Origin of the sequence: Arthrobacter sp. 9E16 (assembly GCF_002929435.1) — a bacterium.
Classification (GTDB): Bacteria; Actinomycetota; Actinomycetes; order Actinomycetales; family Micrococcaceae; genus Arthrobacter_B; species Arthrobacter_B sunyaminii.
Genome location: NZ_PJIU01000003.1, coordinates 97,679 through 112,792 on the forward strand (window position 1 = coordinate 97,679; position 15,114 = coordinate 112,792).

Genomic DNA, 15,114 nt, shown 5'->3' on the forward strand with positions numbered 1-15,114 from the left:
ATGGCGTTGGTGACGTGGATAAAGCAGAAGGACAAGATCGATGGTTCCATGAGGGCCAAGGTTTACGCGTTCTTCGAGAAGCTGCAGAAGGATGACACCGCACCGGGCCTGCATATTGAACCCATGCACAATCCCGCGGATCCGCGGGTGCGCACCGGTCGCATTGATCTCAACTACCGGGCGGTGCTGTTCAAGGTCTCCTTGGAGTCAATGCCGCATTACTTCTACTACGGTTCCTGGCCGCATGATCAGGCCATCGAGATTGCTCGTTCCAGCGTTCTCGCCGTCAACCCCGTTAACGGTGTCCTGGAAGTCTTGAGGAAGTCTGCCCCGGCTGAGCCTGAAGCCCCCGTCGAAAAGGACGAAATCCCATCGGATCCATATCCGGAACAGCCGCAAGCCGGTAAGGACTGGATCAACCCTCTGCAAGAGTCCGGACTAGAACCGGCGGACCTGGTCTCCCGGCTTGGACTGGACGAAGACCTGGTCCGGGCGGCCTACGGCGCCGGATCCGAGGACCATCTGATCGACCTCATCGGAGAGGCTCCCGACTGGCAGGCAACCGCTTTGCTGGAGCTGGCGGCCGGCCTGTCTGTTTCCGAGGTGGAGGAAAAGCTGGCCCTGGACCAGGGCTCGGTTGATCCTGATGCCAGTGAAGAAGAAAAGATCAAAAAGGCGCTGGAACATCCCGCCACTAAGATGCAGTTCACCTTCATCGGGGAGGACTCCGAGGAACTGCGGAAAGTCATTGAAGGCGGCGATTTCGACGCCTGGCGCACCTTCCTGCACCCCGAGCAGCGAATCTACGCGGAGCGCCACTACAACGGTTCCTTCCGCCTTTCGGGTGGAGCCGGAACCGGAAAAACCGTTGTCCTGTTGCACCGTGCCCGAACACTCTCGAAAGCAGAACCCAGCGCTCGTGTTGTACTGACCACCTTCACAACCACTCTTGCTGAGTCTCTGAACAACGGGTTGCAGCGCCTCGACAATGACCTTCACCGGGCTGAAGGACCGGGTGAAGGCGGCGTTCTGGTGGCGGGCATCGATGCGCTGGTGCGGAAGGTTCTAAGGGCTGCCAGTGATGAGGAGAAGCGCAAAGCCATGAAGGGTGTCTTCGGGCTGGATCTCCCTGCGCCCGGGAGTCCAATCGGCACGGATGCCAGCAGCAAGCAGTGGGATTATGCCCTCGCATCGGTAGACCATGGGCTGGAGCCTGAGCTGGCGAACTCCACGTTCCTCCAGCAGGAATATGAGACAGTCGTACTCCCTAATTTCATCACCTCCAAGGACGACTATTTGAAGGTTCCGCGTGCCGGCAGGGGCACCGCACTGAATCGCGCTAAGCGTCTGGCGGTGTGGAAACTTATCGAGGAATACCGCTACCACAACCGGATCGAAATGCACGCCACCTATGTTGAGTTGGCACATTTGGCCGCCCTGATCCTTCGCGGGCGGGGAGACGCTCAGCGGGTTGCCGACCATGTACTGATCGACGAGGCACAGGACCTCCACGCCGGCCACTGGCTCTTCCTACGGGAACTGGTACGGAAAGGGCCCGACGACCTGTTCATCGCTGAGGATTCCCACCAACGAATCTACGGCCAGAAGGTTCCTCTGTCCCGCTTTGGGATAAGCATTGTTGGCCGATCTCGGCGCCTCACCCTCAATTACCGGACGACGCAGCAAAACCTTGCGTATGCCGTCGGCCTTCTTAAAGGGGCACCGGTGACGGACATTGAAGGTGAGCAGGAAACAGTCACCGGGTATACCTCCTCCCGCGTGGGCCCCCTGCCTCTGGAACAGGCAGCGCAGAGCTCTGTGGCAGAGCTGGACAACTTGGCAGCCACTCTGACCTCCTGGAAGAACGACGGCGTCGACCTGGGGACCGTGGGGATCCTGGTCCGCTACAACAACCAAGCTGCCAAGGTGATCAGCGGTCTTGCAGAGCGGGGCATACCGGCGAGGGATGTTGATGCTGCTACTCCTGCCGATGCTCCCATGGTGATGACCATGCACCGGTCCAAGGGTATGGAGTTCACACGGGTTGTTCTCTACGGTCTCTCGGCAGATTCCCTGCCCGTGTCCTACAAGAAGCTGGCTCCTGCTGAGCAGGAGGACGCGCTTCTCCGGGAACGCTCGTTGCTGTACGTAGCCGCTACCCGGGCACGGGACGGTCTGGTGGTGTCCTGGAACGGGAAGCCGTTGGAGCTGCTTGGCGCGCAGTAGGAACAAGACTGGCTACAAACAAATGGGGGAAACATGTCGGTAAGCGCAGCGAGCACACCTACACGTTGGTGGAACGGGGACCCGAACCAGCGGTACTGGATGGAGCTCATCAACGTGGAGTCCTGGGGAAGCGAGCTCATTGCTCCGGACACTTCACGATATGACTTGATGAAAGACGTCAAAGTGGGGGATGTCGTCCTGCACTGGGTGGGGAAGAACAACCCCAAGGGCTACAAATCAGGGATGTATGGGGCATCCGTCGTTGCGGGGGAGCTACGTCACCGTGCTGGCGACTGGATCGGTCAGCCTGCCAATACCATTCCGCTGACTGACTACCGCCCATTGAAAGAACCGTATCTCCTGACCGATTTGAGGATTGATCATGAGGACCAGATATTGGGTATCAAGGAGCAGCTGGACGAAGAATTCGGAGGCCGGGGTGGCTTCACGATGTACTTCCCCTTTCAGAGACACCCGACCAGCGGGCTGAAACCGAATCAAGGCTATCTCTTTAAGCTTCCGGCTCAACTGGTGGAGGCGATGCCGGATCTGTTGCCTGACAGCGACTGGGGAGTTTTCGACCGGCCGCTGGCCGCCCCGCCTGTTCCTGGTCAAAATGGAGTGCAGCAGAGATATGCAGGCTTCTGCGCGGACCCCGTGTTGAAGAAGGCCATCGAGATGCAGGCCGTGCGCCAGGCCATCAGTGATTATGAGGCCAAGGGATACACGGTGGAGGATGTCGGCGCCTACCGGTCATACGATCTGCATGCTGTCCGCGGAGATGAGGTCCGGCATGTTGAGGTCAAAGGGTCGCAGGGCTATGTGGAGAAGATCCTGCTGACACGAAACGAAGTCACGCACGCGAATGAGTACAGCCGCACGGACCTGGTGGTGGTTGCGGAGATCCCCTGGGAACGACTGCTGGACGGTTCGGTAGTTACTCAGGACGGGCATATGGACGTTCATCCCGACTGGCGGCCCTCGCCGGAGAACCTAAAGCCGCTGAGCTACGAGTACTTCCTGGATTAAACAGCTGTGGGGCCGGGCGGCTCCCGGCCCCACAGCGACTAGAGTTCCAGCTCGCCGACTATGACGTTTGCCAGGTCGTCAGGAGCGTAGTCAGGCAATTCCAGCACGTTCCAACCCTGATCTCCGAGCCAGGCATCGCGCTCTTCGTTGGTCTCCGTCACTACGGCTATTCTGTGTTCCGGCCAGGCAAGATCAACCATCCACTCGTTGGCCGGTCCTACGTCGGGGCCCCACTGATCCGGCGCGACTTTGAGTTCCACAAGTTCGATGATCAGATCCCGCAGCTCCTTCGCATCTTCGTAGATGTTTTCCCAGAGACTCTGACGGACTGCTTCCGGAACCGGGTCCGTGCCTTCGGTTGTTGGCTGTTCCATTGGGGATTTGGTCTGCCAATGCAGGAACCCCTCTTCCGGGGTGTACGGCGTTCCATAGAGGAGCCCGCGATCAAGGTAGGAATTGAACAGTTCACAGCTGGTCTCTGGAATCAAAACGCAGCAATGACAGGCAGCCAGGTTCCTTCCGTCCGTTCCGGCGCCGGTTGATTCGATGCAGACAGGATCTGCAGAACACCATTCCAGCCGGCGCAGGCCCTCATCCAACGCCTGTGCGAGTCTTTCCGGATGTGCTTGGGCCGCTACACCGCCGAGGCTGCCGGCGGAATCCGATGAGGCTGTGTACAGCAGGATGCCGGCCGCTCCCTCGCCGGAGTAGAGCCTTTCCCGAATTGACGACGCCGGATAGCCGGCGTCCAGTGCGAGCTGGTCGATCATCACATGGGCAAGCGTATGGAGCAGAACCCGCACAATTTCGACCTTGGGCGCATCTTGTTTCCGCTGCTTCGCTGCGACATTGATGTTGTGCTGCAACTGGTGTTTCCGGGCAACGGCGAAGTCTGTGGCAGCCCACTTGTCCAGCTGCTCCCGGTTCAACGCGATGAAGACACCTTCACCCAACGTTTCCACGGCGGGGAGCCAACTCTGTTTGTTGTCTTCCGGGAAGAGGGCTGCCAATTTGATGTCCGGGGATTCCTGATTACTCGGCATCAAACGGCTGAATCCATAGAGTGCCCGGACTTCCCGGAGCCTGGTTACTTTCCTAACCGCGTTGATCCAGTTGCGGTAGCTGGAGGGAACAGGCATGGTTTCGGCCACGAAATCCGTGTCGGGCTGGTCAGCGCGTCCAGTAATCAGAGCCTGGAATTCCTGCTCCCGCAGACGGTCGTCGTCGGTTTCTTCCTGGCTGTCTGCATCGTGGAACTGTCGCTTTATCTCGCTGCGCAGCTCATCCAGGGTGAATCGGCCGTTGAACTCGTTAACCATGCCTTGAAGAGCGAATTTGCCTGCGTCCGTCAGGGCGTCTGGATGGCTGAGAGTGTCCGCACGCATGCTGACCACTTTTGCGAGGAACTCGGAATAGGGCGGAATGGAAATCGCTGATCGTACGGCCGGAAACCATACGTTGGAAGCACCGCGTTGGACCGTACGCGGAGGTTTTCCACATTCCTTTTCACTGTAGTTCCAACCCAGCCAAAGCCTTTTCCCGGTGCACTTCATCTCTTTCAGCGCGATAGGAGAGAATGCATCTGCCATCGACCGCCGCTTCCCGCAGGAACACACCACGATCATGTCGGCCAGGGAAGAGGTGCGTCCTTCAGACACCAGGCTAAGCTGATGCCCCTCACGCTCTGCGCCGGCACCATGCACCCAATACATATAAGGAAAATCGTCCAGATGCCCGTTCTCACAGGCAACAACGAAGCGGGAAGGGGTCAGCGGCGCTTTCGAATTGCACAAACCGCAGAGAACATCTTCGTGGCTCGCCTTTAGGTCACCAATCGAGCCAAGCCTGCCGCATCTAGGGCATGACAGAACCTGGGGGAATCGAATAACCGGGACCTTGGCCCGCGGCCCTGTGGGAGGCAAAAGAAGCCGCCCAACGCCAAGGCTGCTCGCCAGCCGGGGTTCCGGGGCGGGCGTTAGGTATTTGTCGTCCCATTGGTCGATGCTCGTGACCATAAAGCTGTTGTTTTCCACCGGAAAGAGGCTGCCGACACCAAAGGTCGAAACCAGCTGACTCCTGCGGGCGTGGAACGTTTTCCTAGGCATTTGAATCCTTCCGAACCCAGATGGGCCGCAGGGTCGTCTCGGCGTCTACATCGCGCATGCTGGACGGCGTGGGCCAAGGGGTCTCGGTCGTGGTGGGTCGGTACTCAGGATCCTCAAGGGCCTTTGCGAAATCGATGAGCAGCGAATTATCCGGATCCCGCATGCCCCAGTATCGAAGCTTGGGATTAATAGCTGCGGCTTTCCGCCACGTGGCCAGGAGATTCTCCAGCTCCAAGCTCGTGGCGTCCGCATCTTCGGGCTGGATTGCGGCGACGCGATCCCGGATGAATTCGAAGACTCGTTCAACCGATGCTCCGGTCTTCGAGATGTTTCCGGCCCGGTCATCATCCCGCAGCCGTCCTTCCATCATCCTGAGCGCGGAGACCATGACGGCGTGGAGTGCACGGTCTCGGGAGCGCGCGGCAAACGGAGTGGCGCTAGTGGCCTCAACGGCACGGTAGAGGGCTTGGTGGTAAGGAATGAATCCCTCGTAATGGGACCGGTCCCGGGACTTTGCCGAATTAAAGATCGTCACAACCAGGCCGGGGTGTTTGCGGCCCACCCGGCTGGTTGCCTGAATGTACTCAGCGTTGGATTGCGGCTGTCCCATGACGGCCATCAGTCCAAGCCGATCCACGTCGAGTCCCACGGAGATCATGTTTGTTGCCAGGACGACGTCGTCAGGTGTTCGTGCATCTCCGAGTCCGGTCTCGAGCGACTTCAGAGCGCCAGGGATCAGGTTGCTAGAGACACGGCTTGTCAGCTCGGACAGTTCGACTTCACGAGCTTCGGAAACGCCCTCACGCGATGCCAACAACTTGAGGCGGGCACGGACATCGTCGTAAACCTGGAGATACGCCGAGCCCAGCACACGAAGGCTGTTGAAGTAGCCCATGAGGGTCCAGTAGGGATCCCGCGTGGCATCGTCACCTTCAAGAACGGCTGCAGAATGGAGCAGCGAGGCGTACGTGCGCACCATCAATGTTGCATGGCTGGTCCCGGCCGCCATGACTCCCACATATTCGCGGGTTCCGTACTCTGCACGAGGTGCCTGCTCGGCAAAAAACGAGTCGTTGGGATCGGTCCCGGGCTGTGGGAAGAGACGCGAGGTGCGGTTGAAGACCGCTCTAATCTGCGCGTCGGCACGGCGAATGGTTGCGGTTGATGCGATGACCTTCGGGCGGCGGACTGCCCCTTCGGCGCCGCTTGCGCGTCCAACACTGCTGGAAGCCAGATCCACTGCAGTCTCGAACAAGCCTACTGTTGATCCCAGAGGACCAGAGATCAGGTGAAGTTCATCCTGGATGATGAGGTCAGGGCCAGGCTCGCCGGCATGGACGCGGCCAAAGATGTTGGCAACGTCGCCTTTCCAAGCCATACGGGCGAACTTATCCACCGTGCCGATAACGAGCTCAGGGCGCTCCCGGTAGACGTCTGTGTCCACAATGTGCACCGGCAGCCCGGAGTGGTAATCACAATCCCGGTCTGGACAGCTGACTTTCATCCGTTCGAAAGGCTGTTTTTCAATCACATAGTTGTCTACGGTGAGGCGGCTGCCGCACCACGGGCAAGCCTCGATCTGGCAAGGGTTGCCTTCAACTACGTCTTCGCCGTTGCGCAGCTTACCCAGGTTCCTCCGGGCTTCCTTCGTGTCATTCGGTGTGGCAGCGGCGCCCACCCACAGACCAATGCCGAAAGACGCCTCTCCAAGGTTTTCTGCAGTGGTTTTGCGAACGTGCTCAAGCGAGCAGATGAGCATTGCGGCGCGTTCGAACTGCTGGATGGTCAAGAGACGCAGGGTGTACCGCATGATCACCGCTACTCCGCTGACCATTGGATCACGGAGGCGCCGTAGGAGGAGGCAGTACGCGATGAGCCCCAGGTAAGCCTCCGTCTTTCCTCCACCGGTTGGGAACCACAGAAGGTCTGCGAAATCCCGCTCCGGGTGGTCCTCATCGGTGACCGAGGGCAGATTCAGAAGAATGAAAGCAACCTGGAATGGCCGCCAGCTTTGGTTATCTCCCAGGCTGAACTCGCCCGGCCGCCCGGCCCGCACCCAATCCTGACGGGAGCGCTGAAAGTGCATCGCACGGTTAGCCAGCTGAAACGCGTTGAAGGCCTCATCACTGGTCCGGAGCAGCTCAATGCCTGCATAAATGCGGTCCCTGGACTCCTCTGCCGAATCCAGGTGCTTTTCAGCGGTTGGCTGCAGGTGGGGTGGGACTGCTGAAGTGCCTTCCCCGTTTTCTGACGATGAACGGGTCCGAGAGATCCACTCTGAGTAGTCCCTGACCAGTGCTTCGAGTTGTTCGATTACTTCTTCACGGCTTCCGGAGCTCAGGAGGCCGAGACGGAGGTCTGCGTGGGTGCCGCCCGCCATGGACCTTGAGACCTCTTGGCGAGGAATGAAGGTGGTGGACACTTTGCTGCAGCGGTCTTCGTGGACGGCATCTGGATCCCAGGTCACGGCGCATCCGTGACCGGCTCCGAATACCATCTGATTCCTGTACAGCAACTCGGATGAGGCAAGGTCTTCATCGGGGGAGACGTCAGTGCGCAGCTTGGAACGGTCAGCGAGTGCGGGTGCATCAGCTTCCACGGTGAGGCCGACCTGGAACCAGGAAGCCTGGTCGCGGTCCTCACCATCCTGCTTCGGCCGCCGGTTTCTCAAAGCGAGCGTGACGGTCACAACGTCATTCTGGGAGGGGCGAACCAGCGCATAAAGCTCGAGGCCTCCCCCCTCAATGTTGGTGATCTGTCGTCCGGTCTTCAGCAGATCGATAGTCACCGGGAGGCTGTCTATCGGAGCGCGACGCCACTCATATGAGTCTGAACGCCGGCGGGGGTCCTGGACGGCAGAGAGCGTTGGTATGTACTGCGCTGCCTGCGGTATGACCCGGATGGAGGTGGCCTTGGCTAGATCAACCGAGACGGTAAGCCCGAGACTGGTCGGGTAAGTGAGCCTGGCATTGGCGACCGGGCTGTCATCGGCAGAATCGCCTGCCTCGACGGCTGCTGATTCCGGTTCGTCGGGGGCGTCTTCAAGTGTGTCATCCGCGGCCGGCCAAAGAACTCCGGTCACGTACCGTTCAAGTGGACGTTCAGCCAGAACCTCATCCGGTGAGGTGGGGCCGTAAAGGTCTTCCACAAGACGGTCGACCATCTCACTCCGGAAGGCGTACTTGGCGTCGAGCTTAGACATGTATTTGCCTACTTCCATTCAAGTTTGATGAGACCGGTCAGACGCGGCAGCAACCACATGCCCGAGTCACCCAGGCCGGCGTAGCGGGTATCTTCGGGGCTTCCGGCCGCGCACTCGATGGATGTGACCCGGCAGCCGGAGAAAGTCTTGGGCCAGTTGCTTCCTGGACGGATGCTGAATGCACGTTTCATTGCATACCCAAACTTGTCGCTTGTACGGCCGATGATTTCTCCGCTGCCGATACGCAGCAGATAGCGTGGAACAGAATCGAAGTCGTCGGTGTACAGCTCTCCAGTAACCAGCTCTCCTATGAGATCTTCAGTCATCCGTTCCATGGGGAGCACGTCTGACTTTTCTGCGACAACGGCACCGACCGGGAAAACCGATTCGACGTCGTCGTTAAGGAACTCCAGACGTTTTACATAGGGGAGTTTTCCTTTTCCGTAGCCGACCTCACTCCAGCGGCTAGGTTTGTCCGTGGTGCGCGCCGATGCGAGGGCGTGCTTGGGTATTCGGGTCGTGATGACCATTTCCCGCGCCCGAGACAGCGCTACGTACTTTTGCTTGAGGCCTGGTTCGTCTTTCTCGGATCCTGGCCAGCCCGGGATTGGGGGAACGTACAGGACGTTGTCGAACTCCAGGCCTTTCGCCCTGTGTACTGTCGACAGTGTGAGCGGGGCCTGATCCGACACCGTGAGAGACAGGGGTACTGACCGCCCGCGCAAACGCCGTGCCAGGCGACCGACGTCAAGTGACTCGTAGGATCGAAAATCACCCTCAGCTGTTTTCAGATCCAGCCACTTGTCCTCATCCAATCCAGCGTTCTCCAGTAACTGCAGAACGGCTGTCCTTGGTTGGGGACGCGCCTGGATGTCTCGGAAAACGCGATACACCCAGGGCGCCACGCTCATATCCTGGGCACGCCGGCGTACGACGTGCGGGTACCCGGCCGCCCAGAGGAGCTGGCTGCTGATAAGCACTTCGTAATTGGTGGAACACAGCAGTGCAGTAGTTTCTCCAGCTACCGGTTCCAGGCATGCGGTCTCGTCCAGGAGCGATGAGCTGTTTCCTTCGGAGGCGCGGAACTCGTCGAGGAGGCGGTGCCCCATGCTCACGGCCTCGGCGGGATCCATACCCCTGATACGGTCGCCAATCTCAATGAGTTCTCTCGCCTGATCAGAGCGTGCCCTATAGTGTTTTTCCAGGCTTCTGAATTCGGCTCCGTAGCGCCCCTGCAGATCCGCTACAAACTCAGCCGAACTCAACTGAGACTTAGACTCTTCCAGCTGGAAATCGTAGATACCCTGAAGCGGGTCTCCCAACACGGTGAAGCCGAGGTCTTCGTCGCATACGTCTAGAAGTGCCTTCACCATTTCTGCACGGTCCCCAACCAAATCCTGCGCCTCATCGATAAGGATGTGTTTCAGGGGGAGAGCACGGTCAGGAACATTCTCACCTTTAAGAAGCTGCGTAGCCTGGCGAATGCGCGAGTCGAAGGATCCGCTGAGCACCTCGTCCGCTTCAGACTCGTCGAGGAGGATCTGCGCGGCGAAAGAGTCGAAGGTCCTGATCTGCACGCTTTCCAGATCCGCGTTCCTTGCGCGTTTGCGGACCGCTTCTACGGCTGCCCGCGAGAAGCTCAGGACAAGGATCTCGTCAGCAGGGTTGAGGCCTTCCTCCATGAGATACAAAATCCGAGAAACAAGAACTTCAGTTTTTCCCTGTCCCGCTGCTGCTTGCACGAACTGCCGCTCCTCCGCCGGGGCGGACGCAACTGCCTCTTGGCTGGAATCGAGCCTGATATCAGCGAGCACTAACGGTTCCTGCGTTCCATAGATAGTCGAATTCCGTGAAGGCCAGTTTCTCGCCGTACTGTTCGAGGTTATCCCTGACGTTCACGATCAGGACTTCTTCGCTTCCACCGTTCTTGGGTCCGCGGAGTCCTCGTCCGACCATCTGAATGTACTTGTTAGGGGAAAACGTCGGACGGCAAACGTACACGGCATCCACCTTCGGGGCGTCAAATCCCTGCGACAGAACGTCAAAATTCGTGAGCACATTGATGCGACCCTTACGGAAGTCCTCAATGAGGCGCCGGCGATGGGCTGCATCCGTCTTTGACGAGATGGCCGCCGCCGGGAGACCCTCCAATGACAGTACCGCGGCCAGGGCCTCAGCGTGTGCTACGGACGCGGCAAAGACCAAAGTGGTGCCGTCTTTTCCTCGGCTCTTGATGTGGTCGAGGATGACGTTGTTACGGGTCTGGCTCTGCGCGACCTGATTGAGATCAAGCCTGGCTTCCAGCATCGACGACTGCTCGTCGCTGTTATGAACGCTCGCCATATCTTTCAGCTGGATCTTAATACCTTCCAGCTCGACATGTTTGACGCTCGCGAGAACGCCCATGCGCTGAAGGTAGTTGTGGGCGTCATCCGAGTCGAACTGCTCAGGAACGATGAGATTCCCACCGAACCGGTTAACCAGTCGTTTGGTCTCCGCCTCGTTGGCGCCCCGGTAGGGCGTTGCAGACAAGCCGAGGAGTAGGTTGCTGTTGTCTGTGTAGGACCGTCCGAACCAACTGAGCACCCGTGTGTAGGACGGGGTTGTTGCAGCGTGGGCTTCATCAATGATGACGAGGTCGGGCCGGGACATCCAGTCGTAGGTCAGGCGCCGGTTTTCTTGGATGCTGGCGAGGGTTTGGATCGTTGCCACGACAAGATGGAGCTTGGTTTCCTCGGGAGCCGCCTTGTTGCCGCCCCAAAGGCGGCTAACAGCCATCCGCTCCCCGGCGGGACCGGCGGCCTGCCATACATACATCCACGTTTCAACGGCCTGCTCGCAGAGTTCTTCAGTCTGAGCGATCCAAACAATCAAGCGCTTGCCGTTGGACTTCTCAACGTCGCGGATTGCGGATTCGACGGCCACACGGGTCTTTCCAGCACCTGTCGGTAGCTGAAGGATTCCTCTCTTCTTACCGGACCTGCCGTCCAGCAATCGGAGAACTTTGTCGAGGACACTTGACTGGTAATCATGAAGAGGCGACAGACGCACTGGCCCGGTAACCTCTTCCCGCTCGGGTTTCCTGCGCTTAACCGCGTCCGACTGATCAAACGAAAATCCTAGAAGATCTTCGAGGAATTCCTTTTCATCACGGCTGCCTCGGAACTGTTCAGGGTCAACCACTTCGTCATCCACCAGCGACTTGGTCACCTTCAGGAGATTGCTGCCGTGGAGGGTTTGCATTATTGCGAACAGCAGATCATCGGTGAGATTCAGCCCTCGGTTCTCCGCCAACTGAATCAGCTCCGATGGAAGCAAATTCATGAGCTTCTGCCGGCCCACCAGTGCTACGAAACGACCCGCCTCCGTGTCCTTTGCGCGTACCTTCTGTTCCCTTTCAAGACGCTTGCGTTCGTCTTCCAGTTTCTTGAGACGGCCAGCAACCTCGTGGGCGGAAAGTCTCGATCCCAGACTTTCCAACAGCGCTGCGAGAACGTTGCGGGGCTGCAGGGAAGACGAGTAATAAAAGACGCCGTCTTCGATCCGAGATTTGTGGTCCGTGACTATGCGCGACTCGTCGAAGTCATTGCTGAGCACGGTTCGGAGTTCCGAACAGGGTACGGCGAGCATTCCGGCTTTAGCGCCGCTGACGACCCGGTGGATCTGGGGGAACAGCTTGCCCAGTGTAATTGGCTCTTTGTCAGCATCAGGAACATGCTCAAGCGATGCCCTTGAAGATACAGACACCCTGTCCATGCCCCACATCTCGGAGAGTGCTGCGTCAAGTTCATCATTGCCCGTGTAGAGGCAGGCTACGTTGGGGCGGGAGCGCAGAAAGGCGAAACTGGCTTCATCCGCGGCCAGAATTACGTGTGAAGCCAGATGGCGGGTTGTTCCGTCCTTGAACGGGACCAACAATTCCTTGGGAGCTTTCAGCCCCGCACGTGCCATGCATCCGTACAGCTGGTGGACCTGGGGCAGGCGCAGTTTGCTCTCGGCCGCTGGGAGAACGAACTTCCAGGGTACCTTTCGGGGATCGGTAGGGAGGTGGAGAGTTTGAGCGATCTCTCCCGGGTAGGGAAGGAACATCTCTGGGAAACCAGGGAGCTGGCCGACACAGTATTTGACGTCCACCAGCCCCAACGGAGTTCTGAGAACACCGAAGTTACGGATCCACCAGAGATCAGGGCCATCCACGGATTCCGAAGTGCGGACGATGTTGCCGTACTGGACGGAAACCGGATACTGCTCGTTCGACAGAAGCCGCTCGGTGACCTTCGCTCGGGTAGCAAAGGACGCGTCGGCAAGCAGTTCCAGACCTTCGGTGCATAGGGCTGGAGGGAACTTTAGGCTGGCGGGAGAAACCGGTTCAGGGCCGGACGCGGATGCCTGGGAGATCTGACGGCTGAGCTGCGATTTCCAGGTTTCGTAAAGTACCCCCGCATGTTGCATGGACGGTGCACTGATATTTGTGCGGGCACCGAGATTCTGCAGAAGGCGGAGATCCGGGCGGTGGAACAGCTCGTCGACCAGCAGATGCTCATCACCGGGCGAACCCGCCGGGATAAGTACCCCTGGGAGCCAGACGAGGCGGAGCGGCTTCCACGTGCCATTCTTGCACTTGACCAAGAGACGCTCGGTGTCTGTGTTTTCACGGAGTATCTGCAGCGTTTCTGGCACCTGGAGGGATCGGGACATCCGCCAGAGAGACTCAGCAGTTTCTGCGGAGTCGTAGTTCTCGGATATTTCCCGGGCGATACGGACAATTCTTCCCTGTGCATTCAAGGCCTGGAATCCGAGGATCCGAAGATAGTCAGCTACGTGACCATGCTCGTAGAGAGCATTGGCAACGAACTTCGACTCTGTCTCATGTGGGGACAGGGGCAGGAAGAGATCCCGTGTAATCAGCGGACGCATTTCTCCGTCCGCTGCCAGAACTACTCTGCTCCGGCGCATGGCTTCCTGCAGATCCGGGTAGCGCTTATGGATTTCGACGGCAATTTCCAGGGCGCTCTCAATGCTGTCCAAGCTCCCGTCAGCGACTACCTCTTCAAGCCACACGGTGACAGATGTCCGCTTTGTGCGATTGAGCTCAAGGATGCGATTGACCTGGGCGGAGCGAGTCCGGCTATTCAGCGCTGACTCGTGTACCCACGGCCGGTCACGGCCGACGGTGGCATTCCACTTTTCTTCCAGCCTGGTTGCTTCTTCCAGGGCAGGCGGGACATGAATCGTGGCGGCGGATTGGAGCCGCCCCATCCGGTCAGGGAGCGAAGGCACCGCAGCGACTGCCTGCATAACGGGCAGATTGATCACTTCGTCCGCCCAGGAACGGGCTTCCCTTCCACGCGCAGGGAGCAAATCCAGGAAACTGGCTGGATCATCAGCGGGCGAGAGCTCCGGAAGTGCTCCCGCGACCATGCGTGGCAGGGTCCTTGTAAGAATCTCTCGGTTGTATTCGCTGCGAAGCATGTTGTGCCGGTCTTCGTTCATCTTGAACGGAGCGTTGACGATTCCGCGCAGAGTGGTCTGCGAGGTTGTTGGAAAATAATTCCAGAAGCTGCCCAGGTTCTGACGGGCTTTGCCAGCCATGGGCACTGCCCAGACAACTTTGGCATCGTCTCTGGCCACGATGCTGCCAGCGTCGGCCTTCGCTGTTTCACTGAACACATGTTTCGACGTGAAAACGCGCCATTCGCTGGAGTCGTTGCCGTCGCTCAGAATGACATGGGACCCGGTCCGCTTGGCGGTCCAATGAATATTCGAACCTTCGCGCCGGTCGTCCAGCTCAAGTCTTCCGATCTGGTCAGAGAACAGGAGGAACTCGGGCGGGAACTTTTTGAGTTCGTCGGACAGCCATGTGATGTTGGGTTTCAGCGGAAGCTTGACAACAGTGGATGCCCAGGCCATGAGATCCGCCAGTACGGCGTCGTCCGCCGCGGCTTCCGCGGGATCGACTGGGGCTGCAAGGCGAAGAACGGGATAATCGCTGAGCCCCGGCGCAATCTCAGCGAGGACAGATTCGCTTTGTGCCTTGTCCCAGCGGACGGACGCAGTGCGGCTGAAAATGTGGGGGGTATCCGTAATCTGCAGGACGGACTTGAACCCGAGGCCGAATCTGCCAATCTGATCGTCTCGCTTCGACGACGAGTGCGAAAGCAGCAGAGCGCGAAACCCTTCACGCTGAAATGGCATGCCCTCATTGGCACAGTAGAGCGCATCTTCAGTGAGCACAACCCGTATGCGGCCTTCGAGTCCGTCCATGGCATCCGCAGCATTTTGGATGAGTTCGTTGAGCTGTTTGCGCCCGTATCCGCCTTGGACCGTTGCCTGCTCGATATTGCTCTGTTCCTGCACGAGCTCAGGGCGAATGCGATACGCCTCGACAGCTCTGCGGGAGTCGTCCGCTACAAATTGTGCGAGTTCGCTGTCGAGGCCTTGCCAATCATTAAACATCGTTGTTTATTCCCCCTGGAGTCGCCCATATGGGTGACCATGTCTTTGCATATATTCTCAAACTTGTTCTATCAGGCCGCACCGACACAACAGGTC

Annotated in this window: 6 protein-coding genes; 2 read left to right on the forward strand and 4 right to left on the reverse strand. The window is 58.7% G+C overall.

The window, feature by feature from the left end; translation table 11 throughout:
• Positions 1-2,226, forward strand: coding sequence for a 3'-5' exonuclease (locus tag CXR00_RS12825; RefSeq protein WP_104054963.1), 2,226 nt, complete (start codon positions 1-3; stop codon positions 2,224-2,226).
• 99 nt (positions 2,227-2,325) lie between these two features.
• A complete protein-coding gene (locus CXR00_RS12830) occupies positions 2,326-3,255 on the forward strand; it encodes a DUF3883 domain-containing protein (protein WP_181032557.1) in 930 nt (309 codons plus the stop codon).
• 38 nt (positions 3,256-3,293) lie between these two features.
• Here the strand turns inward: CXR00_RS12830 and drmB are convergent, their stop codons facing one another.
• From drmB to CXR00_RS12850, 4 genes are read right to left on the reverse strand one after another with little or no spacing between them, the layout of a single operon-like run.
• Positions 3,294-5,360 carry a DUF1998 domain-containing protein gene (drmB, locus tag CXR00_RS12835; RefSeq protein WP_146068501.1) on the reverse strand — a complete coding sequence of 689 codons (2,067 nt, stop codon included), beginning with the start codon at positions 5,358-5,360 and terminating at the stop codon, positions 3,294-3,296.
• Entirely contained in the window at positions 5,353-8,562 is a 3,210-nt protein-coding gene (locus CXR00_RS12840) for a helicase-related protein (protein WP_104054965.1), read from the reverse strand. The genes drmB and CXR00_RS12840 overlap by 8 nt, the downstream gene beginning before the upstream one ends.
• An 8-nt stretch (positions 8,563-8,570) precedes the next feature.
• Positions 8,571-10,376 carry a UvrD-helicase domain-containing protein gene (locus CXR00_RS12845; protein ID WP_146068502.1) on the reverse strand — a complete coding sequence of 602 codons (1,806 nt, stop codon included), beginning with the start codon at positions 10,374-10,376 and terminating at the stop codon, positions 8,571-8,573.
• Positions 10,366-15,018, reverse strand: coding sequence for a DEAD/DEAH box helicase (locus CXR00_RS12850; protein WP_104054967.1), 4,653 nt, complete (start codon positions 15,016-15,018; stop codon positions 10,366-10,368). The genes CXR00_RS12845 and CXR00_RS12850 overlap by 11 nt, the downstream gene beginning before the upstream one ends.
• Positions 15,019-15,114 lie beyond the last annotated feature (96 nt).